Consider the following 21,639-nt stretch of genomic DNA (forward strand, 5'->3'; position numbering starts at 1 on the left):
TTCAATCACGCTATATTGGCTGCACGACATGAAACACGGCTGACAGTCAAGGAATACAGGGCTATGTCGGGTCAGGATTCACAGGCGTCCAACGCACCATCGCCGCTGAACGCCATCCCTCTGGTGGCACGCACCGTCAAGCTGTTCGGAAGCCCGACGCAGCTTCGGCTGGAGCCGTCCTACTGGGAGGCGCTGGACGACATCTGCCACCGCGAAGACCTGACCGTGGACGAGCTGTGCAGCGACCTCAAGGACCGCCTGGAGTCGCAGTCCCGCCGGTCGCGCGGCAACGCCGTGTCGCTGGCCAACGCGGTCCGCGTGTTCATCGTAGGCTACTATCGCAAGGCGGCGACCGAGAAAGGTCACGACCGCGCCGGCCATGGCCGCGGCGATCCCTTCGTCAGCACCCCCTTCGACCTTCCTCCGGTCCATCCGGCCAAAGAAGGCTGATTTTCCGGCGCTGTTCCCGCTGATCAGCGCATGCCCCGAGGACAGGACGGCGGCCATTGCCCTGTCGTGGGGAAATGTCGCGACCGCTGAACGTGGTCAACGTCCGGCTTGCACCGCGACGGGATTTGGTGTGTTGATCGGTCCGGCGGCGTGCACGGCCGGCTGACCGGGCCATCCGTGGGCCGCTCCTCCCGTCAACCGCGGAGCCGACCGTTCATGAGCGGAACCCAGCCGTCCGCCATCCCGCCGATGTTTGCCCGATGGCTCGGAGACCGTTCCTTCCTGTCCGGCTTGGCGGCCCTGCTGATCGTCACGACGGTCCTGGCCTTGCTGGTCCGCCACAATTACCTGCTGTTCCATCTCTGCGTGGAGTTGTTCGCCGTCGCCATCTCCATGACGATCTTCACGATCGCCTGGAACACGCGCGATACGAACCAGTCGCCCTTTCTTGCCTTCGTCGGCCTGTCCATGCCGGGCATCGCGCTGCTGGACCTGCTCCACGCCATCGCCTTTCCCGGCATGAACGTCATCGGCGAGGCGAGCCCCAACCAATCCACCCAGTTGTGGATCGCCGCCCGCGGCCTGCAAGCCTCGGTGTTCCTGGCCGCCCCGCTGCTGACCGAGACGCGGCTGCGCGCCGGCGACGTGCTGCTGATCCAGGCCACCGTCGTCGCCTGCAGCCTGCTGTCGATCTTCACCTTCGACATCATGCCGGACGCCTTCGTTCCGGGGCTCGGGCTGACGCCCTTCAAGATCGGCGCCGAGTACACGTTCAGCGCCGCGGCGGTCGCCGCCTGCCTGCTGCTGTGCCGCAAGCGCCGGCAGTTCGAGCCCAGGGTGTTCGGCCTGACCTTCGCCGGAATCGCCCTGCTGGCCCCGCAGGAGCTGATCTTCACGCTCTACAACCACCCGCACGGGGTGGTGAACGCGCTTGGGCACTTCATTAAGATCCTGTCCTTCTACCTGCTCTACCGGGCGATCATCGTCACCGCGCTGCGCAACCCTTACGACCTCGCCTTCTACCGGATGCGCCGCAGCGAGGAGGCCCTGCGCGACCATCTGAGCGGGCTGGAGTCGCTGATCGCCACCCGCACCGCCGAACTGCGCGAGAGCGAGGCGCGCTGGCGGGCGCTCCTGGAATGCTCCAACGACTGGTTCTGGGAAACCGACGAGCGCGGGCGCTTCACCGCTTTGTCGCCACGGGCCCAGGAGTCCACCGGACGCGGCGGGGCGGAGCTTCTGGGATTCACCCACGCCGATCTCCTGGACCGCAACCGCCCCGAGGAGGATTTCCCCATCCTGATCGAGGCGCTGCACCGGCGGGAGCCCTTCCGCCGCCTGTCCTTCCCATTGGAATCGCCGGGAGGGGCCGCGCGCTGGGTGATGGTCAGCGGCACGCCGCGCTATGACGGCAACGGCACCTTTCTCGGCTACCGCGGCACGACCAGCGACATCAGCGCGCGGCGCCAGTCGGCGGAGGCGGCGCGCCAGAAGCAGACCATGGCGGCGCTCGGCAGCCTCGTCGGCGGCCTTGCCCACGAGATCAACAACCTGCTGCAACCGGTCATCAGCCTGTCCGACTTGGCGCGCGGCCGCGCCGGGGAGGATCGCAAGCTCCAGGCCTATCTGAACGCCATCCACGACAGCGGCGTGAAAGCCCGCACCATCATGCGCGACGTCCTCCAGTTCGCCCGCGTCGAGGTAGCGGACTCGCCGCCGGGCAACCTCGAGGACGCCGTCCGGTCGGCCCTGGAGCTTGCCGCCCCGTCGATGCCGCCGTCCATCGGAACGCGCACCCATCTGGAGCCCGGCCTGGACGCGGTGACGATCACCGCGACCGAACTGACCCAGGTCCTCCTCAACCTGATCCAGAACGCCCGCGATGCCATGCCGCAGGGCGGCACCCTGACCATCGACGCGCGCTCTTTGACCATCAAGGAGCGGGAAACGACCCTCCGCCAGCTCGGCGAAGGCCGGTATGTGCGGCTGACCGTGACCGACACCGGCACGGGGATGGAGGAGGGAATACGTTTGCGCGTGTTCGATCCATTCTTTACCACCAAGCCGGTTGGCAAAGGGACGGGGCTTGGGCTTTCGGTGGTATATGGTATCGTGCGTAACGGGGGCGGCGATGTTTGGGTCGAGAGCACCCCCGGACGCGGAACGTCCTTCATCATCGACCTGCCCACCGCCCCACCCGGCGGACCGGGCCAAACGACACATGGGATGCTGGTTCATGGCGAAGGTGCTGGTCGTTGAGGATTCGGCCGCCGTGCGGCTGGCGGTCACCGAAGTGATCGAACAGGCGGGCCATGAGGTCGTGGAGGCGGAAAACGGCCGCGTCGCCATCGCCCTGCTTGACGGCGGCGCGCTCTTCGACCTGATCGTCACCGACGTGCTGATGCCCGAAGCCGACGGGGTGGAGGTCATCAAGGCTGCGCGCACCCGCAACCCCGGCGCGCAGGTGCTCGCCATGTCGGGTGGGGCACCGAACCTGCCCGCCGGCTATGCCTTGAAGATGGCCGAGATGTTCGCGGCGGACGCCGTGCTCTACAAGCCCTTCCTCAACGAGGAACTGCGCAAGGCCGTGGCCCGCCTGCTGTCCGCGTCGCAGGACACCGAGGCCGGCTGAAAACGGGCCGACCAGCCGCCGTCCGAAAGGCCACGGCTTGGCCCCCAACACGCTGTGTCTTCCAGCACACAATGTGTCCAGGAGGCACCAGGGCGGCCACCGGTCCTCTTGACCGAAGTTATCCACAAAAAAGTGCATAAGATGGTGGATAAGGCTGTTGAACCCTCGGTTCCGCCTGCCCGCCGCGAGGGTGCCGGGGAACGCCCCTGAAACGACACCGATTCGGGGCATCCCACCCCGAACGGCCAGGATCGGCGCACCCCATGCGCCATTCCCTACCCCTAAGATGGTCTGGTCGGTTCCACACCCCCTCGCCACTATGACTCCATGCTTTGCGAAGGTGGAAAGGACGGCGGATGGCCCATTTTCTTGTGACCGGCGGCTGCGGCTTCATCGGATCGCATCTGGCCGACCGGCTGATCGGCGACGGGCACCGGGTCACCATCCTGGACGACATGAGCACCGGCCGCCTGGAGAACAAGCCGCTGCTGGCGAAGCTGGTGGTCGGCGATGTCGCCGATCCGGACGCGGTCCATCAGGCGATCCAGGGGGTGGACGGCGTGTTCCATCTGGCGGCCGTCGCCTCCGTCCAGCGCTCGCGCGAGTTGTGGGCGGAAACCCACCGCACCAACCTGTCGGGCACCGTCACCGTCTTCGAGGCGGCGCGCAGCGCCCGCAACGGCAACCCGGTGCCGGTGGTCTACGCCTCCTCAGCCGCGGTCTACGGCGACAACACCGCCACCCCGCTGCGCGAGGACGCCACGACACGCCCACTGTCCGCCTATGGCGTGGACAAGCTGGGCTGTGAGCTGCACGCCAACGTCGCCTGGGCCATCCATGGGGTGCCGACGACGGGCTTCCGCTTCTTCAACGTCTACGGCCCGCGGCAGGACCCGTCTTCGCCCTATTCCGGGGTGATCTCGATCTTCGCCCGCCGGGTGGCGCAGGGCGAGGACGTGACGATCTTCGGCGACGGCGAGCAGGTCCGCGACTTCGTGTTCGTCGGCGACGTCGTGCGCTTCCTCGTCAAGGCGATGGAGCGCCGCCCCGAGGGGGCGGAGGTCTTCAACCTGTGCACCGGCCGCCCGACTTCGCTGCTGATGCTGCTGGAGGTGTTGCAGGAATTGTGCGGCAGCCGGGTGCGCCGCCTGCACCAGCCGGCGCGGGCGGGCGACATCCGCGTGTCCATCGGCGACCCGGCGCGGCTGCGCGCCACCTTCGGCGAGGGCTGCCGCTTCGGCCTGCTGCAGGGGCTGAGCGCCACCCTGACCGGGGAGATGCCGCGGTAACGCGGCGCTCCCCCACCGCTACACGTCGCGGCTTTCCAGCCGGGGCAGCCCGACCACCTTCAGGCGGCTTTCGCTGAGCTCGCCCACCTGATCGAGGATCGGCAGGGCGATGGCGGCGACATGGGCGTTGATGCGTTTCAGGTCGCGCAGGATGTCGAGCACCAGGGCGCTGGTCTCGATGCTGGCGGCATCGCCGCGGCGGACGCGGTCGAGGTGGCGGGCGGTGGCGGTGCGCTCCAGCGCCCGCACCGCGTCCTTGCCGGCGATGAGCTGGCGGGCCAGCCGCCGGTCCTCGCCGATCAGGATGCCGAGCGCCGTGCGCAGATTCTCCACCGTGCGGCGGTGCAGCTCCTCGACCTCGCGGAAATCCTCCGGGGCGAAATGCAGGTGGTGGCGGATGCGCTTGGCGGCGAGTTCCATCAGGCTCTTGTCGATGATGTCGCCGATGTGCTCCAGGTTGATGGCGAAGGCCATCAGGTCGTCGACCCGCCGGGTCTCCTCGGCGTCGAGGTGACGGCGCCCCAGCTTGGCGAGGTAGAGCTTGAGCGCGGTGTGCAGCCGGTCCACCCGGTCGTCGGCGCGGCTGACCTCGGCGATCGGGCGCTCGTCGTTCTGGCGCAGCGCGGTCAGGCTGCGGCACAGCATGTCCTCCACCAGATCGCCCAGCCGCAGGGTCTCACGCACCGCGCCGGCGATGGCGACGGAGGGCGTCTCCAGAGCCGATTCATCGAGATGCCGGGGCGTCGCCGCGTCCTCACCCGCGTCCTCCGGCTGGGGCAGCAGCCCTTCGGTCAGCCGGGCGAGCGGCGTCACCAGCGGCAGGAAGAGCAAGGCCAGCGCCGCGTTGAAGGCGACATGCGCGCTGACCACCGCCGTCAGCGGGGCCATTCCGGCCAGGAACGACGCGGCCAGCGGCACCAGCGGCAGGGCCAGCAGCGACCCGGTCACCCGAACCAGCAGATTGCCCAGCGGCACCCGCCGCGCCGCTGCGCCGTCGGCCGAGGTCGCCAGCACCGCCGGGATGGCGCCGCCGAGATTGGCGCCCAGCACCAGCGCCACCGCCGTCTCGGCCCCGATCACCCCCGCCCCGGCCAGCGATCCGGCCAGCATCACCGTGGCGAGGCTGGAATGCACCGCCGCGGTCAGCGCCGCCGCGACAATCAGGGCGAACAGCGGCTCGCCGCCCAACGCCTCCAGCATTGCTTGGACCAGCGCCGACTCCCGGACCGGCAGGGTGGCCGTGCCGAGCAGCTTCAGGGCGAGCAGCATCAGCCCGATGCCGACCAGGATGCGGGCCAGCGCCCGCCGGCCGCGATGCTCGCCGCCCAGCGCGTGCAGCGCCCCGCCGAGCAGCAGCAGGCTGGGCGACAGCCAGTGCAGGTCGATGGCGAGCAGCCGGGCAACGAGGCTGGTCCCGACGTCGGCGCCCAGCATCACCGCCAGCGCCATCGGGGTGGTCATGAAGCCCTGCCCGGCCATCGAGGCGGTCATCAGGGCGGTCGCCGTGCTGCTCTGCACCGCGATGGTGGCGGCGATGCCGGCCAGAAAGGCGGCCAAGCGGTTGCGCGTGCCGTAGCCGACCCAGCGGCGGACCGCCGCCCCACCCCACCGGAAGACGCCCGTCCGCACCAGCCGCAGCGCCCACAGCAGCAGCGCCACGGCGCCGAGGATGTCGATCAGGACCAGGGTGGGCGAGACGGCGGTCGTGATGGCGGGCCTCCCGGCGTGTGGGCCTCAGCAACAGGACGATGGAGAGTGGGGCGTCATGAAAACGTAACAATCGCAGGGCGCAACCTGATCCCCCGCGAAAGGCGTATCCCTTTTGCCGGGATGCGCCCCTTACCCCCGCGTCACCAGCCGGATGCCCAGCGCCACCGGCAGGATGCCCAGCAGGTCCCAGGGCTGGACCGTTTCGCCCAGCAGCGCCCAGCCGAACAGCATGCCGAGCGGCGGCATCAGGAAATGATAGGCGCTGGCCTCCGTGGCGCTCGTCCGCTGCAGCAGGCGGAACCACAGCAGGTAGCCGCCGATCGACACCACCAAAGCCTGATAAACCAGCGACCCGGCGAAGCCGGCGGTCAGCCGGATCGACCCGGCGTCTTCCAGCAGCAGCCCGAGGGGCAGCAGCGCCAAGCCCGCCGCCAGCACCTGGACCCCGGTGCCGGCGAGCAGCCCGGTCCGCGGCGCCAGCCGCTTGAAGAGCAGCGTCCCCGCCGACAGCGCCACCAGCGCGCCGACCGCGAGCGCGATGCCCAGCGGCGCGTCCGTCCCGCTGCCCAGCCGCCCGCGCACCACCAGCGCCACCCCGGCCACCCCCAGCGCCAGCCCCACCGCCTTGCGCCGGGTCATCGCCTCGCCCAGCAGCAGGGCGGCCAGGGCCGCGGTCAGCACCGGGTTGGCGCTGACGATCAGCGCCGTCAGGCCCGAGGACACGTGGGTCATGCCACTGTAGCTCAGCCCCAGATAGAGCGCGTGGTTGAGCAGGCCGAGCAGCGCCAGCAGGCCGAGGGTCCGCCCGGCCATTCCCCGATACTCGCCCCGCCACGCCGCGACGGCGGCGAGCAGCGTCCCGGCCATCAGGAAGCGGAAGGCCAGCAACAGCAGCGGCGGGCAGTCGGCCAAACCGATCTTCCCCGCGGCAAAGGCCGAACTCCAGGCCAGGCAGAAGGGCACGACCAGGGCGAGCGGCGCCGCCCGCGGGTCGGTCAGGGGTAAGGGGTGCGTGGCGGCGTGGGTCATGGCCGGTCCTCTCCCATGCGGAAGGCTGTGCGTTGGAGAGAGGATGGCGCGGGGTCTTTCCATTTGGAAATTGGATGATATGATCCATTGCATTCGAAATCTGAATGGTCGATCCGATGCGCGAGATGGATCTGGGCCTGCTGCGCACCTTCGTCTCGGTGGTGGACGCCGGCGGCTTCACGCGGGCCGGCGAGCGGGTGCACAAGACGCAATCCACGGTCAGCCAGCAGATCCGCCGGCTGGAGGAGCAGATCGGGCAGCCGCTCCTCGACCGCAACAGCCGCGCCGTCGCGCTGACCGACGACGGCGAGCGGCTGCTCGGCTACGCCCGCCGGCTGCTGGCGCTGAACGACGAGGCGAACGCCGTGCTGTCCGGGCGCCCGGCGGCGGAGGTGGTGCGGCTGGGCGTGCCGGAGGATTACGCGGTGGAGCGGCTGCCCCGCCTGCTCGCCGACTTCGCGCGGGCGAACCGGCGGCTGCGGCTGGACGTGCGCTGCGACCTGTCGGTGCGGCTGCGCGCCGACGTGGAGTGCGGCGACCTCGACATCGCCCTGGTCAAGCAGGAACCCGGCCGCCCCGGCGCGCTGCGCGCGTGGCGGGAGCCGCTCTGCTGGGTCGGTTCGGCGGCGGAGGACCTGCACCGCGAGGACCCGCTGCCGCTGGTGCTCTTCCCCCAAGGCTGCGTCTACCGCAACCGCGCGGTGCATGAGCTGGAGCGCGCCGGGCGGCGCTGGCGGGTGGCCTACTCCAGCCCCAACCACGCCGGGGTGCGCGCCGCGGTGTCCGGCGGGCTGGGCGTCAGCGTGCTTCCCCACAGCGCCCTGCCGCCTGGCGCTCGCTTCCTCGGCGTGACGGACGGCCTGCCGTCCCTGCCGGAGACGGAGCTGGCGCTGCTGATCGGCGGCGCGGCGCGGAGCGCGGGGGTGGAGATGGTCACCACGCTGCTGACGGAAAGCCTTCCCGAACCGGTGTGGGCCTGAGGCGCACGGCGGGGCGGCCCAAGGGTGGGTTACCCCTTTCGCGCACCCCAAAAAGGTCACGCCTGCCGCGGCCGCTGGATGGATGAAAGCGCCGCCCCCGGATGTTCATTCGGGTGAGACGTATCCTGGAGCCATCATGACGCACATCCGCTTCACCCCCAAATCCCTCGCCATCGCGCTGCTGGCCGGTGTGGCGGCCTTGGGCGCTGGAGCGTCCCCGGTTCTCGCCGATCCGCCCGATTGGGCGCCGGCCCACGGCTGGCGCGCCAAGCAGGAGCGCCACCACGAGCGCGAGCGCCATGACCGCGACCGGTACGAGCGCGACCGGTACGAGCGGCCCCGCTATTACGAGCATGGCTACATCGACGGCGGCTATGGCGACGGCCGCGTGGTGATCGTGCGCCGCCCCCCGCCGGTGGTGGTCTATGAGGAGCCGCCGGTCGTGCATTACGCCCCGGCTCCCGTCTACATCGAGGAGCCGCCGCCGGTGATCGTCCAGCAGCGCCCGCGCGTGGTCCGCGCCGCGCCGCAGGTGGTGGAGTGCGGGCCGCTCGACGGCGACTTGATCGGCGTGCTCGGCGGGGCGGCCGTCGGCGGGCTGGTCGGCTCGCAGTTCGGGCGCGGCGACGGCAAGCTGGCGGCCACCGCCGCCGGCACGCTGGGCGGCGCCATGCTGGGCGGTGCGATGACCCGCGGCGGCGGCTGCTGAACTTATAGGAAGGTCAGCCGACTCCCCAGCCGCCGGTGTCCGGGAAGGGGACCGGCGGCGCCGGGGCCGTGGTGACCGTGGACGGTGCCGTCAGGCCCTTGGGCAGCGGCGGCGCGTCCGCCGGGGTCGGCAGCAGGCGGGCGGCCTTCACCCACCAGCGCGGCTGCGCCGCCTGGATCGACCGGGCTGCGGCGGCGGCACGCTCCGCATCGGCGTAGAAGCCGAAGCAGGTCGCGCCGCTGCCCGACAGGCGGGCCAGCAGGCAGCCGTCCGTGCCGTCCAGCGCCGCCAGCACCGTGGCGATCACCGGAGCGACGGTCAGCGCCGGCTCGGTCAGGTCGTTGCGCCGCTCCCTCAGCAGCGCAGCCAGCGCCGCGGCGTCGGCCGGCGCCACGGTGAAGCGGGCCGGGGCCGAGAAGGTGCCTTTGCGGGCCTTGAACACCGCAGGGGTCGGCACCGGCACGCCGGGGTTGACCAGCACCGCGAAGGTCTCCGGCAGGGCCGGCGCCTCCTCCAGCACCTCCCCGACGCCGCCGAAATAGCAGCTCCGCCCGGCGACGCAGACCGGCACGTCGGCACCCAGCGACGCCGCGACCTCGTAGAGGCGCTGGTCGGTCACCGGCACGCCCCACAGCCGGGCCAGGGCGCGCAGCGTCGCGGCGGCGTCCGCCGAACCGCCACCGATCCCGGAGGCGATGGGCAGAATCTTCTCCAGCGCGATCATCGCGTCGGCCTTGCGCCCCAGCCGGGCGGCCAGCGCGTAAGCGGCGCGGATGACAAGGTTCTGCGCCGGGTTCTCGCCCATCAGCGCCGGGCCGAAGGGGCCGGAGATGGCCAGCCGCGGCCCGACCGGCGGCAGGTCCACCCCGCGCAGCGCGATCCGCGCCACGCCCGGCTGCACCGTCACCCGGTCCGCCACGTCGGCGAAGGCGACGAGGCTGTCCAGCTCGTGATAGCCGTCGTCCCGGCGGCCCACCACATGCAGATAGAGGTTCAGCTTGGCCGGCGCGGCTTCGGCGATGGCGCTCATGGTCAGGTCCCCGGAAGCGAAAAGCCCTTCCTCCCGTCAGGGGGAAGACGGGCTTTATGCGGCATGGCCGCGGTGAGCGCCAGAGCCCACATAGCCGGTCACTGGACAAAGGGTCGGCACCGGCGCGTCAGGGCAATCGCATTTGAAGTCCCCTCTCCCCTCTGGGGAGAGGGTTAGGGTGAGGGGGGTGTGCTTTTGCCGGACGTATCGTCTTGCAACATCCCCCTCACCGGCCCTCCGGATCACCCTCTCCCCGCTTTCGGCGGACCAAGGGTCCGCCTGTCGCGTCAGCGCAAACTTCGTTTGCGCGTGAGCAGAGGGGAGAGGGCTATTTGGCCAAATGGGATGGCCGTGGCCGGCGCGTCATCCACCCTTGACGCCCCGTTCCGGCGCGCCTAGCTTTCCGGCCATGACGACGCGCACGCACCATTCCAGCCGCTATTATCCGCTGCTCCCATAGGGCGGCGCGTTCAGTCTTGACCACATGAACCATGCCGCCGCTGACCGGCGGCATGTGCTTCGACAGATGATCTCCGGGACGCGGCCCTTCCCTTCCGGAGATCAGCACCATGGCGACCCCTGCCGCTTCCAGCCCCTTCCAGTCCGACTTCCTGCGCGTGCTCGACGAGCGCGGCTTCCTGCATCAGGGGAGCGACCTGTCGGGCCTCGACGCCCTGCTGCGCCAGGGACCGGTCGGCGCTTACATCGGCTTCGACGCCACGGCGGACAGCCTGCATGTCGGGCATCTCGTCTCGATCATGGTGCTGCGCTGGTTCCAGAAGACCGGCAATCGGCCCGTCGTGCTGATCGGCGGCGGCACCACGCGCATCGGCGACCCCAGCTTCCGCGACACCAGCCGGCCCATGCTGGACGACGCGCAGATCGCCGCCAACATGGGCGGCATCGGCCGGGCCTTCGCCCAATACCTGTCCTTCAGCGATGAAGAGCGAAACGGCGCGGTGATGGTCGACAACGCCGACTGGCTGGACGAGTTGCGCTACATCCCGATGCTGCGCGACATCGGGCGCCATTTCACGGTCAACCGGATGCTGAGCTTCGACTCCGTCAAGCTGCGGCTCGATCGCGAGCAGCCGCTGACCTTCCTGGAGTTCAACTACATGATCCTCCAGGCCTTCGACTTCCTGGAGCTGTCGCGCCGCCACGGCTGCCGGCTGCAGATGGGCGGGTCGGACCAGTGGGGCAACATCATCAACGGGATCGAACTGGCCCGCCGCGTCGACGGGACGGAGCTGTTCGGTCTGACCACGCCGCTGCTGACCACCGCGTCGGGCGCCAAGATGGGCAAGACGGCGGCGGGGGCGGTGTGGCTGAACGCCGACCGGCGCAGCCCGCACGACTTCTGGCAGTTCTGGCGCAACACGGAGGATGCCGACGTCGGCCGCTTCCTGCGCCTGTTCACCGAACTGCCGCTGGACGAGATCGCCCGGCTGGAAGCGCTCCAGGGATCGGAGATCAACGAGGCCAAGAAGATCCTCGCCCATGAGGCGACGGTCCTCTGCCACGGCGCGGCGGCGGCGGCCGAGGCCGGGGAGACCGCCCGCCGGGTCTTCGAGGAGGCCGGGTCCGGCGACGGCCTGCCGACGGTTGAGGCCGCCCGCGCCGATCTTGCCGCCGGAGTCCGGCTGGCCGACCTGCTGGCCGCCGCCGGACTCGCCGAGTCCAAGGGGGCGGCGCGGCGGCTGATCCGCGACGGCGGGGCGCGGGTGAACGGCACCCCCGTCACCGACGAGGCGGCGCTGCTGACCGCGGCGGACCTGGACGGCGAGGGTCTCATCCGCCTGTCCGCCGGCCGCAAGCGCCACGCGCTGGTCCGGGTTCGGTGAGCGGAGCCGAGGCCGGGTGCCCTCAGCGGCCCCCGGCTTCGGCCACCACCTGCTTCAGGTGATGGGACGACACCGGCTTGTGCAGGATGGCGAAGCCGCTGCGCTGGGCCTCGACGATGCGTTCGGGGGCGGTGTCGCCGGTCAGGATGATGCTGGGGATCGACGCCCGGCAATGGGCGTGGATGGCGCGCAGGGCCTCCGGCCCGGTCTTGCCGTGGCGCAGCCGGTAGTCGGCCAGGATGACGTCCGGGCGCCGCCCGGCCTCGTCGAGCAGGCGGATCGCCTCGTCCCCGGCGGTGGCGGCGATGACCTCGTAGCCCCAGCCCTCCAGCATGGCGCGCAGCCCCATCAGGATGATCACCTCGTCGTCGATGATCAGGACGAGCCGGCACCCGCCGCCCTCCGTCCGGCCGACCGCGGGAACCGTCGTCACGGCGGGCCTCGGCGGCTCGGCGGCGGGGACGGTGACCAGGAAGGTCGATCCGCTGCCCGGCCGCGACCGCAGGGCCACGGAATGGCCGAGCAGAGCGCACAGCCGCCGCACGATGGCGAGGCCGAGGCCCAGCCCCTTCTCGCGGTCGCGCTCCGGGTTGCCGAGCTGAGTGAACTCTTCAAAGATATCCTCCTGGCGGTCCGGCGGGATGCCGGCGCCGCTGTCGCACACGGCGATGTGGAAACGGCGGCGCGACCGCCGCACGCCCAGCAGCACCCCGCCCCGCCCGGTGTAGCGCAAGGCGTTGTCCAGCAGGTTGCGGACGACCCGTTCCAGCAGCATGGGGTCGCTGCGCGCGTGCAGCGTGGTCGGGACGACGCGCAGGGTCAGGCCGCGCCGCGCCGCCTCCGGCGCGTATTCGGCGGCGAGGCGCTCGAACAGGGGCTGGATCGCCACGGTGGTGGTCACCGGCTCGACCACCCCGGCGTCGAGCTTGGAGATGTCCAGCAGGCCGTCGAGTAGGCGCTTCAGCGCCTCCAGCGCCTGCTGCATGGTCGTCAGCGTGCCGTGGCCCGGGGTGCCCTGCGTCTGCTCGCCCAGCGCCGAGGTGAGGAAGAACAGCGACTGCACCGGCTGGCGCAGATCGTGGCTGGCCGCGGCGAGGAAGCGCGACTTCGCCCGGTTGGCCCGCTCCGCCTGATCCTTGGCGCGGCGCAGCGCCGATTCGGTGCGCTTGCGCTCGGTGATGTCGCGCAGGATGGCGGTGAAGAAGCGGTCGCCGCCGTCGCTCCAGGCCGACAGCGACAGCTCCAGCGGCACCGCCAGCCCGTCGCGCCGCCGCCCCTCGACCTCGCGGGCGACGCCGTCGGCCAGCCGGTCCGGGCTGAGAGGCTCCGCAATCAGGCCGCCGGGGATCAGGCGGCACACGTCCGTCCCGACCGCGTCGGCCGGACCATGGCCGAAGATGCGCTCCGCACCGCGGTTGTAGGTGTGCACCGTGCCCTTGGCGTCGACCAACAGGATCGCGTCGGCGGCGGTCTCCAGAAGCGAGCGGTGGCGCTCCACGGCGCGCCGGATGGCCCGTTCGTCCTCCTTGCGGCGGGTCACGTCCTGGGCGTAGACGGCCAGCCGGTCGCCGGTGGCGAACAGGCGCAGGGCGTACCAGTCGCCACCGCTGCCGCCGCCGTTGCCCTGTTCCTTTCCGCCGGCCAGCCGGATTTCGAACTCCTCCGGCTCCCGCCGGGCCAGCGCGTCGCGCAGGCGCGCGGCGAAGGGCTCGACCACGCCGGGCGGCAGCAACGCCACGAAGACGTGCCCCACGAGGTCCCCACCGTCGCCGAACAGGCGCGCCGCCTTGTCGTTGGCGAAGGTCACCCGGCCCTCATGGTCCAGCTCCACCACCGCGTCGGTGGAGGCGGCGAGGATCGCGGCCATGCGGTGTTCGGCGGCGTGGGCGGCGTCGCGGGCCTGCTCCCGCGCCTGAAGCTCCTGCGCCATCGAGTCGAAGGCGCGCCCCAAGGCACCGATCTCCGAGCGGTCGCCCGGCCGGCCGATCCGCGCGTTGCGGTCCCCGGCGCTCCAGCGCTCGACCACCCGCTTCAGCCGGGCCACCGGGCGCAGCACGAACAGGCGCGCGCCGATCCAGGCCGCGGCCAGGGACAGCGCCGCCGCCAGCGCCAGCAGAAAGGCGCTCCGCTCGGCCGCGGCGGTGACGGGGCGCAGCGCCTCCGTCCGATCCAGCCCGACCGCCAGGAACAGCTCGCGAACCTTCTGGTCGACCGGGGCGTAGGCGAGGATCCGCGGCTCGCCATCCAGGCCGGCAACCTCCGCCACCCCGTCGGACGGCGCGCTCAGCAGGGCCATCAGCGGTTCGGGCAGCGGCTTGCCCACCCGCTGGTCGTCGCTGCCGGGGAAGCGGCCCAGCAGCGTGCCGTTGCGGTCGGCCAGCACCAGCATGGCGTTCGGCGGCAGCGGCTTTTCCGCCAGATACTCGCGCAGCCATCCGGCGTCGAGCGCGATGGACACCACCCCCGCCATGCGGCCCGTCCCGTCGGTGTAGGGCGCCGCGAAGGGCAGCACGGGCCGACCGTCCAGCCGCCGCACCGCATAGTCGCCAACGACGAAGCCATGCCCGTAGAGCGCCATGCGGATGTGCGGCAGCATCCCCACCATCAGGCCGTTCAGCTTCGCATCGCTGGCGCAGCGGACCGAGCCGTCGAGATCGGTCAGGGCGATGCCCTTCACCCGCGGCAGCCGGCCACGCAGGCGGTTCAAGGTGGAGGAGCATTGCTGGGGGTCGACAGCGAGCCGCGGCGCCATCTCGGCCATCGTCACCAGCACGCCGCGCATGCCCTCCACGACCCGCTGCTGCTCGTCCTGGATGAGGGTCAGAAGGCGGCGAGCCTCCGCCTCGGCCTGCCGCTCCCCCGCCTCGATGGCGGTCAGGCTGTTGTGGGCCAGGATGCCGATGGCCGGCAGGCTGGCGAGGAGGACGAGCAGGACAAGGCGTGTGAGAATGCTCATCGGCAGCCTGGGAAAAGCACGGCGGAAGGGAACGGCACGACCCTGCACTTCCCAAGGGACGCATGGCACCCCGGGTCCGATGCACGCCGTCGTATCCGCGGCAGCGGTGCCCCGCTACCCCGCCGGCCACATCCTTACCTTGCGTTTACCAAAAGGAGGGACGGCGCTCAACCGACTATTTCGCATACGAATTATAAAGGCGCCGGAGCGAGGGGGGGGCCCCTAGCTCCGGCGCCGCCGGAATCGCCGCCTGTCCTCAGGCGGATTCGGCGATGGACTCGACGCTGCCGTCGAGCGCCATCAGCAGCAGTTCCACCTCCAGATCGGGATGCCGCGCCTTGATCGCGGCGCCCAATGCGCGGAGCTGGTCGGCGTGAACGGCGGTCTCCCGATCCGGGTCCGCCGCGACGTCCGTTTTCAGGAAGACGCGGTAGGCGCCGCAGTCGCGGTGGTCCATGACCATCACGCGCCGGATCCGGTGCAGCTGCTTGGCGACCGCCACATGATCCCAGAAGGCCTCGCCCCACGCCTTCTTCTGGTCGGTCAGGGCGCCCAGCGACGCGCCGGCCAGGATCACATGGTCGTAGCGGTTGGTCAGCCCGCGCCCGTCCATGTAGCGGCCGATGTCGTCGATCAGCCGGTAATCCATGCAGGAGAGCAGAAGCGCGTCCACCTCGCCGGCGGGCTGGGCGGCGCGCGCGGCGCCGGTGGTCAGGGGCGCCACCATGGCGGCCCCGGCGCCCAGCGCGGCGATCGTCAGAAAGGTCCGGCGGGAGCGGTGCCGGGGGCTTCCGCAGCAGGTCGAGCCCAAGTCGACTCCGGAGCTGTGTCGGTACTGCATGAGGTCTCCACGTCGTTGAGGTTTCGTGGGGCCGAACGCCCATGGAGACCGCAGTACAGCACCGCTTCCGAGACAGCATTATTCGTGAACGAATCTTTCATGGACCAGAAGGGCACAGCATGATGACAGGACTATCTGGACAAACTGGAACGAGAACCTTCGGTCCGTCCACAGGGCACCAAAAAGAAACGGGCCGCTTCCCGGATGGGAAACGGCCCGTTCGGCATGGTGCTGCCGGTGTTGCGTTGCTGGTATCAGCCGCGGGTGCTGCCCGAAGCCCGGTCGCCGGTGGCGACCGTGTCGCTGGCCGGCTTTTGCGTGCCGGCGCTGGCGCTGTGGCTGGAGGAGCAATCCGCGCTGGCGACCCCCGCCGTCAGGAGGGCGGCGAGACCGAACAGAACGGCTACCGGCTTGGCTCCATGAGACATTGGATCACCTCCTTTCAAAACTGTTGAACACCGCAACAGCATGTGAGGACGATCCGGCGCGAGTCAACGCCTTATACCGCCCGTACAGGGTGCGGCGCGCAACGGAGACCGCCTCAGTTCGCCGTCTCCAGCGCCTCGCGCATGGTGCGGAACAACTCCGCCTTGTCCTCGAAGCCGATGCCGGGAAGCTCCGGCAGGCGGACCCGCCCGTCCTCGACGGCGATGCTGTCGGCGAAGCCGCAGAAGGGCTTGAACACGTCCGGGTAGGACTCGTTGCCGCCCAGATGCAGGCCGGCGGCGATGTTCAGCGACATCTGGTGGCCGCCGTGCGGCACGACGCGGCGGCTCGACCAGCCGTTCTCCTTCAGCATGTCCAGCGTGCGCATGTACTCGACGAGGCCGTAGCTGAGCGCGCAGTCGAACTGCAGCCAGTCGCGGTCCGGGCGCATGCCGCCGTGGCGGATCAGGTTGCGGGCGTCCTGGTGGCTGAACAGGTTCTCGCCGGTCGCCATGGGGCGGTCGTAATGGTTCGCCAGTTCGGCCTGGAGCGCGTAGTCGAGCGGGTCGCCGGCCTCCTCGTACCAGAAGAGGTTGTAGGGCTTCAGCGCCTCGGCGTAGGCGATGGCGGTCTTCAGATCGAAGCGGCCGTTGGCATCGACGCAGAGGTTCTGCCCATCGCCGACCACCTCCAGCACCGCCTCGATGCGGCGCAGGTCGTCCTCCAGCGAGGTGGCGCCGATCTTCATCTTCACGACCTTGTAACCGCGGTCGCGGTAGCTGCGCATCTCGTCCTGGAGCGCCTCCACCCCCTTGCCGGGGTAGTAGTAGCCGCCGGCGGCGTAGACCCACACCGACTCGTCGGCCACGCCGCCGCGGTAGCGGTCGGCGAGCAGGCGGTAGAGCGGCTTGCCGGCGATCTTCGCCACGGCGTCCCACACCGCCATGTCGATGGTGCCCACCGCGACCGAGCGTTCGCCGTGGCCGCCCGGCTTCTCGTTGGTCATCAGCCGCGCCCAGATCTTGAACGGGTCGAGGTTGCCGTTCGCCTCGTCGATCAGGCTGTCGGCGGCGGCCGAGGTCAGGCGGGGGATGAAGCGCTCCCGCATCAGGCCGCCGGCGCCGTAGCGGCCGTTGGAATTGAAGCCGTAGCCGATCACCGGCTTGCCGTCGCGCACCACGTCGGTGATGACCGCCACGGTGGAGCAGGTCATCTGGCTGAAGTCGATGTAGGCGTTGGCGATGTCGGACTTGATGCCGACGGTCTTTTCCCGGATCTCAACGATGCGCATGGCGCTGCTTCCCTTTGGCTTTTCCGATGCCCTGGGCCGCAGGATAGGGATGGACGGGACCGCCGGGCCAATGCCAGTTTCAAATCGCGTGATGCGCATCCGGCATGGGCGAACGGCACAGCGATGGAACTGAACTGGCTTGAGGATTTCCTCGCCCTGGCGGAGTGCGGCAACTTCTCCCGCGCGGCGCAGCGGCGCAACCTGACCCAGCCGGCCTTCAGCCGCCGCATCCGCGCGCTGGAGGACTGGACCGGCACGCCGCTGTTCGACCGCAGCACCCAGCCGGTCGGGCTGACCGAGGCCGGGCGCCGCTTCCGCCCCTTCGCCGACGAGACGGTGCGCCGCCTCCTGCAGGGGCGGGAGGAGGCGCGGTTGGCCGGCGGGGCGGCGGCCACGGCGCTGCGCTTCGCGGCGACCCACGCGCTGTCGCTGACCTTCTTCCCGACTTGGCTGAGCCGGCTGGAGGGACAGGCGCGGCTGGGCGCCATCCACCTGCTGTCCGACAGCATGCAGGCGTGCGAGCAGGTGATGATGCAGGGGCAGGCGCAGTTCCTGCTGTGCCACGCCCATGCGGCGGCCCCCTCCCGGCTGGAGGCTGGAGCCTTCCGCTCCGCCGCGGTGGGAAGCGACCGTCTGGTGCCGGTCTGTGCGCCTGATGGGACCGGTGCCCCCCGATACCCGCTGTCCGGCGGCGGATGCGCTTTGCCCCATCTCGCCTACAGCCCGGAGTCGGGCATGGGACGCATCGTCACGGCGGCGCGCGGCGGCTTTCCGGCGCCGCTCGCGCTCGATACCGTCTTCACCTCGCATCTCGCCGCGGTGCTGCGCACGCTGGCCCGAGACGGGCGTGGCGTGGCGTGGCTGCCGGACAGTCTGATCGGCGACGACGTGGCGCAGGGACGGCTGGTGCGGGCCGGCGGGGCGGGCTGGGAAATTCCGGTGGAGGTGCGCCTCTACCGTCCGCGCGCCCGACAGAGCCCGGCAGCGGAGGCGTTCTGGACGCTGGCGGCGGGACAGGGACCCCAGGATGGGAGGGATCGGGAATGAGCGGTGAGGTTTACAGGCTCTACGGCGTGCCAGGCTGGGGGTCCGTCCTGACGGAAGCGATGCTGGTCCAGTGCGGCGTCCCCTTCGTCTTCGAGGATGTCGGGGGCTTCGACGCGCCGGGCGCGGCGCGCCAGCGGCTGCTGGCGCTGAACCCGCTGGGGCAGATCCCCACCCTGGTCCTGCCGGACGGGACGGTGATGACGGAAAGCGCGGCCATCGCGCTGCTGCTGGCCGAACGGCACCCGGACGCCGGGCTGGCGCCGCCGCCGGACGCGCCGGAGCGCGCCACCTTCCTGCGGCTGCTGGTCTGGCTGGTGGCCAACGTCTACCCGACCTTCACTTTCGGCGATTACCCGGAGCGCTGGGTGACGGAGGCTCCGGAGACGCTCGGCGGGGCGATGGTGGAGCAGCGCAAGACGCTGTGGCTCTGGCTGGAATCGCAACTGGGCGACGGCCCATGGGTGCTGGGGCAGCGCTTCAGCGCGCTCGACATCTACGTCGGGGCGATGGTGCACTGGCGGCCTCGCCACGCCTGGTTCGCGGAGCGTTGCCCGAAGCTCTCGGGCGTCGCGGAGCGGGTGAAGGCCCTGCCGACCCTGGCGCCGGTCTGGAGCCGGAACTTCACGCCGGCGTCCTGAACCGGGACGCACCGGGTTCATACAGCACGGGGGCGACCGCTGGGCCGCCCCCGTTCAACAATCAACACTCGTGACGCAAGGCTCGCCGATCAACGCTCGTTGATGGCGCGATACACGATGTAGGCCGGGGTCGCGCGCAGCCAGGCGGCGAGGAACTCGCGGACAGCCTGGAGGGCGGAGGACGGGGCGCGGTCGCTGCGGATGTGGGTGTAGGTCGAGCTGTTCATGATGGTCTCCAATCGTTGGGAGGCGTTATCGGGGGGTTGTTCGTTGAGACCAATATGCTCTGGTATACCTAATACCACACGCGCGCTTATTGCAGGGCAGCCCCCGAAAAATGCAACGCTTTCAATGCTTTAATGATCCGACATTCCGTCTCGTGAACTGTTTGCCGCGCGGACACGAAATTCTTGCCGCATCGCGGCAGGCGGCGGCCTAGCCAAGGGCGCCGCACCACCCCACTTCTGGTGTCATGCCGCGCGACGACAGCCAGCCCCGCTTTCCTGCCGTTCCGTCCGACCACTGGGACGGACGCCGCTTCTTCAACCCGCACGCCGACACGGACAAGGGACCGCGCGATCTGTGGCGGCTCTACAAGGCGCGCGGCCCGCGCTGGACGCCGGCGGAGCCGGAGCCGCCCCGCCCTTTCCGCCCCGTCACCCCGGCGCGCGGCGAGGTGGCGGTCACCTTCATCGGGCAGGCGACCTTCCTGATCCAGATCGGTGGAGCGGCCTTCCTGACCGACCCCGTCTACTCCGACCATGCCGGCCCCTTCGGGCGGCTGGGGCCGAAGCGGGTGCGCCAGCCCGCGGTGCGGATGGAGGATTTGCCGGCCATCGACGCGGTCCTGCTCAGCCACAACCACTACGACCATCTCGACGCCCCGACTCTGCGCCATCTGGCGCGGCGGCGCGGCGTGCCGCAGGTGATGACGGGGCTCGGCAACGGCCCGATGATGCGCCGCGCCGGCTTCGACGCGGTGCACGAGCTGGACTGGTGGGACAGCCTGCCCGGCCCGCACGGCACCCGGATCACCTTCGTCCCGGCGCAGCACTGGTCCGCCCGCACCCCGTTCGACCGGCGCAAGACCCTGTGGGGCGGATTCGTGGTGGAGACGCCGGAGGCGGCCGTGTATTTCGCGGGCGACAGCGGCTACTGCCCGCATTTCAAGGAGATCGGGCGGCGGTTCGGCGCCATCGACGTCGCCCTGCTGCCGATCGGTGCCTACGAGCCGCGCTGGTTCATGGCCGCCCAGCACATGAACCCGGCCGACGCCGTGCGTGCGCACTGTGACCTGGGGGCGCGACACAGCGTCGCGATGCATTTCGGCACCTTCCAGCTGACCGCGGAGGGCATCGACGCCCCCATCCGGGCGCTGCACCACGCTTTGGCCGAGCATGCGGTCGAACCCGCCCATTTCGCCGTCCCCGGCTTCGGCGAACCCCTGCGCTTCCGCCGCTCCCCGACCTAGCGGATAGGAGGGATTCGCCCGGCGGCCTATGGCGCAAGCGCGATGGACGCGACCGCGCGGATCGGAGTAACGCCTTGCGGGACAGCACCCACCACACAGGCGGAGCCCGGTCTAAATGCAGTTGGAAATCAGCGCCTTCGTCAGCTCCCTCGGCAGCGAATCGGACCATGGCCCCGACGCGTTGGAGCGGGTGCGGGACAGCATGCGCTCCCTGGTGGACACGCTCGCCGCGCTGAACCTGGGCATCGTTCTGGAAGTGCGCGACGTGCAGCGTCTGCAGACCGTCACCCGCATCGTGCAGGCCGACGCGCCGAACCGCTGACCGCCCGCCTTATCGCCGCAGCGGGCAGGCCCGGCGGGCCAGCCGGGCGCTGAGGTCGCCGGTGCCCACCACCGGCTCACCCTGGCTGCGCATCACGAAGCCGAAGGTGTCCATCACACGGTCAAGCACGATCTCCTGGTCGTCGGGGCGGCGGCTGACCATCACCACGGCGTAGCCGGCGGAGCGGGCCACCGCCGCTTCGCCGCGCAGGCCGCGCACGCCCCAGCCGGCCAGCGCGCCCTTGCAGCGGAACAGTTCCACCGCCAGCCCGTCGCCGCCGGTCGCCCCGGCCACCACATAGCCGGCGGCCACCGCCAGCGGGGCCAGCAGCCCGTCCCAGTCCAGGCAGTCCTCCCGCGACACCCACATGCCGCCGACCGAGCAGGGGGCGGCGCCGATGGCCTCGCCCAGCCCGGCGCGGAAGGCGCGCAACACCTCCACCGCCGCTTCCGCCGGCATCGGCTCCACCCGGTTGCCGTCCGGCATCAGCATCAGGCGCCCCGCCCACTCGGTGGAGGGGGGAAGCTGCTCGGTGAGACGGGCGAGAAGGGCTTCGCGCGCCTGGGCGAAGGGAACGACCTTGGACATGGGGGAACGGCGACCAGCGGCAGGGGATTGGGACGGGAACCGGGGCCGGAAGGAAGCGAAAGCCACGCCCTCTGTCAACCGGCGCGCGAGGGCTTCGCCATATTTCGGCCCCATTGTCACGGCCCTGCATCGCCGCCACCGGCGCCGGACAGAAAATCCGGCCGCCGGGTTGTTTTCCCCTTGCCAGCCTCCGGAAAGGGGCTTATAAGCCGGCCTCCGTTCCGGATTAGCTCAGTCGGTAGAGCAGCGGACTGTTAATCCGCGTGTCGCTGGTTCGAGTCCAGCATCCGGAGCCATATTGCGGGTGTAGCTCAGTTGGTTAGAGCGCCGGCCTGTCACGCCGGAGGCCGCGGGTTCAAGTCCCGTCACTCGCGCCACCTTCCCTC

Annotated in this window: 20 protein-coding genes and 2 tRNA genes; 13 read left to right on the forward strand and 9 right to left on the reverse strand. The window is 70.6% G+C overall.

Translation table 11 applies throughout. The annotated features are described in order from the left end of the window. Positions 1–63 precede the first annotated feature (63 nt). From FBZ83_RS03530 to FBZ83_RS03545, 4 genes are all read left to right on the forward strand, one after another. Positions 64–450, forward strand: a complete 387-nt coding sequence (locus FBZ83_RS03530; protein ID WP_145681078.1) for a ribbon-helix-helix domain-containing protein — start codon at positions 64–66, stop codon at positions 448–450. 216 nt (positions 451–666) lie between these two features. Next, positions 667–2,709, forward strand: a complete 2,043-nt coding sequence (locus FBZ83_RS03535; protein WP_145681079.1) for an MASE3 domain-containing protein — start codon at positions 667–669, stop codon at positions 2,707–2,709. Beyond that, positions 2,687–3,082, forward strand: coding sequence for a response regulator (locus tag FBZ83_RS03540; RefSeq protein ID WP_247888121.1), 396 nt, complete (start codon positions 2,687–2,689; stop codon positions 3,080–3,082). The genes FBZ83_RS03535 and FBZ83_RS03540 overlap by 23 nt, the downstream gene beginning before the upstream one ends. A 356-nt stretch (positions 3,083–3,438) precedes the next feature. After that, a complete protein-coding gene (locus tag FBZ83_RS03545) occupies positions 3,439–4,371 on the forward strand; it encodes an NAD-dependent epimerase/dehydratase family protein (RefSeq protein WP_145681081.1) in 933 nt (310 codons plus the stop codon). 18 nt (positions 4,372–4,389) lie between these two features. Here FBZ83_RS03545 and FBZ83_RS03550 read toward each other — a convergent pair whose 3' ends face one another. Both FBZ83_RS03550 and FBZ83_RS03555 read right to left on the reverse strand, forming a co-directional pair. Continuing rightward, positions 4,390–6,081: a Na/Pi cotransporter family protein gene (locus tag FBZ83_RS03550; RefSeq protein ID WP_348982495.1), complete on the reverse strand. Its 1,692-nt coding sequence runs from the start codon at positions 6,079–6,081 to the stop codon at positions 4,390–4,392. Positions 6,082–6,210: 129 nt separating this feature from the next. Continuing rightward, the gene (locus FBZ83_RS03555) at positions 6,211–7,110 is read right to left on the reverse strand and encodes a DMT family transporter (RefSeq protein WP_145681083.1); all 900 of its coding nucleotides are present in this window, start codon (positions 7,108–7,110) and stop codon (positions 6,211–6,213) included. A 104-nt stretch (positions 7,111–7,214) separates the two neighbouring features. Between FBZ83_RS03555 and FBZ83_RS03560 the strand changes: the two genes are divergently transcribed. Both FBZ83_RS03560 and FBZ83_RS03565 read left to right on the forward strand, forming a co-directional pair. Further along, positions 7,215–8,090 carry a LysR substrate-binding domain-containing protein gene (locus FBZ83_RS03560; RefSeq protein ID WP_145681084.1) on the forward strand — a complete coding sequence of 292 codons (876 nt, stop codon included), beginning with the start codon at positions 7,215–7,217 and terminating at the stop codon, positions 8,088–8,090. Between the two features lie 136 nt (positions 8,091–8,226). Beyond that, entirely contained in the window at positions 8,227–8,799 is a 573-nt protein-coding gene (locus FBZ83_RS03565; protein ID WP_145681085.1) for a glycine zipper 2TM domain-containing protein, read from the forward strand. 13 nt (positions 8,800–8,812) lie between these two features. Here the strand turns inward: FBZ83_RS03565 and FBZ83_RS03570 are convergent, their stop codons facing one another. Continuing rightward, on the reverse strand, positions 8,813–9,829 hold the full coding sequence (locus FBZ83_RS03570; protein WP_145681086.1) for a 4-(cytidine 5'-diphospho)-2-C-methyl-D-erythritol kinase: 1,017 nt from the start codon (positions 9,827–9,829) through the stop codon (positions 8,813–8,815). A 569-nt stretch (positions 9,830–10,398) separates the two neighbouring features. Here FBZ83_RS03570 and tyrS point away from each other — a divergent pair. After that, on the forward strand, positions 10,399–11,673 hold the full coding sequence (tyrS, locus tag FBZ83_RS03580) for a tyrosine--tRNA ligase (protein ID WP_145681087.1): 1,275 nt from the start codon (positions 10,399–10,401) through the stop codon (positions 11,671–11,673). Between the two features lie 22 nt (positions 11,674–11,695). Here tyrS and FBZ83_RS03585 read toward each other — a convergent pair whose 3' ends face one another. From FBZ83_RS03585 to FBZ83_RS03600, 4 genes are all read right to left on the reverse strand, one after another. After that, positions 11,696–14,629, reverse strand: a complete 2,934-nt coding sequence (locus FBZ83_RS03585) for a PAS domain S-box protein (RefSeq protein ID WP_145681088.1) — start codon at positions 14,627–14,629, stop codon at positions 11,696–11,698. 256 nt (positions 14,630–14,885) lie between these two features. Further along, the gene (locus tag FBZ83_RS03590; protein ID WP_145681089.1) at positions 14,886–15,470 is read right to left on the reverse strand and encodes a carbonic anhydrase; all 585 of its coding nucleotides are present in this window, start codon (positions 15,468–15,470) and stop codon (positions 14,886–14,888) included. 254 nt (positions 15,471–15,724) lie between these two features. Further along, the gene (locus FBZ83_RS31310; RefSeq protein ID WP_155903579.1) at positions 15,725–15,898 is read right to left on the reverse strand and encodes a hypothetical protein; all 174 of its coding nucleotides are present in this window, start codon (positions 15,896–15,898) and stop codon (positions 15,725–15,727) included. 113 nt (positions 15,899–16,011) lie between these two features. Further along, positions 16,012–17,187: a mandelate racemase/muconate lactonizing enzyme family protein gene (locus tag FBZ83_RS03600; protein ID WP_145681090.1), complete on the reverse strand. Its 1,176-nt coding sequence runs from the start codon at positions 17,185–17,187 to the stop codon at positions 16,012–16,014. Positions 17,188–17,310: 123 nt separating this feature from the next. Here FBZ83_RS03600 and FBZ83_RS03605 point away from each other — a divergent pair, with 123 nt between their 5' ends. Together FBZ83_RS03605 and FBZ83_RS03610 are read left to right on the forward strand one after the other, a co-directional pair. After that, complete coding sequence (locus FBZ83_RS03605; RefSeq protein WP_145681091.1) at positions 17,311–18,234, forward strand: LysR family transcriptional regulator; 924 nt, start codon at positions 17,311–17,313, stop codon at positions 18,232–18,234. Continuing rightward, complete coding sequence (locus FBZ83_RS03610) at positions 18,231–18,872, forward strand: glutathione S-transferase family protein (RefSeq protein ID WP_145681092.1); 642 nt, start codon at positions 18,231–18,233, stop codon at positions 18,870–18,872. Before FBZ83_RS03605 ends, FBZ83_RS03610 begins: the two co-directional genes overlap by 4 nt. Positions 18,873–18,961: 89 nt before the next feature. Here the strand turns inward: FBZ83_RS03610 and FBZ83_RS31315 are convergent, their stop codons facing one another. Then, positions 18,962–19,099 carry a hypothetical protein gene (locus FBZ83_RS31315; RefSeq protein WP_186465956.1) on the reverse strand — a complete coding sequence of 46 codons (138 nt, stop codon included), beginning with the start codon at positions 19,097–19,099 and terminating at the stop codon, positions 18,962–18,964. Between the two features lie 245 nt (positions 19,100–19,344). On the opposite strand from FBZ83_RS31315, the gene FBZ83_RS03615 reads away from it, so the two are divergent. Next, positions 19,345–20,343, forward strand: coding sequence for an MBL fold metallo-hydrolase (locus tag FBZ83_RS03615; RefSeq protein ID WP_145681093.1), 999 nt, complete (start codon positions 19,345–19,347; stop codon positions 20,341–20,343). A gap of 115 nt (positions 20,344–20,458) precedes the next feature. Beyond that, positions 20,459–20,665: a hypothetical protein gene (locus tag FBZ83_RS03620; protein ID WP_114858830.1), complete on the forward strand. Its 207-nt coding sequence runs from the start codon at positions 20,459–20,461 to the stop codon at positions 20,663–20,665. Between the two features lie 9 nt (positions 20,666–20,674). On the opposite strand, the gene FBZ83_RS03625 is transcribed toward FBZ83_RS03620, so the two are convergent. Further along, positions 20,675–21,253 carry a hypothetical protein gene (locus FBZ83_RS03625; protein WP_145681094.1) on the reverse strand — a complete coding sequence of 193 codons (579 nt, stop codon included), beginning with the start codon at positions 21,251–21,253 and terminating at the stop codon, positions 20,675–20,677. A gap of 220 nt (positions 21,254–21,473) precedes the next feature. Here FBZ83_RS03625 and FBZ83_RS03630 point away from each other — a divergent pair. After that, positions 21,474–21,549: transfer RNA gene (locus tag FBZ83_RS03630), tRNA-Asn, on the forward strand. Positions 21,550–21,553: 4 nt separating this feature from the next. Then, positions 21,554–21,630, forward strand: a tRNA-Asp gene (locus FBZ83_RS03635). Positions 21,631–21,639: the final 9 nt, after the last annotated feature.

This window comes from Azospirillum brasilense (assembly GCF_007827815.1).
GTDB classification, from domain to species: Bacteria; Pseudomonadota; Alphaproteobacteria; order Azospirillales; family Azospirillaceae; genus Azospirillum; species Azospirillum brasilense_C.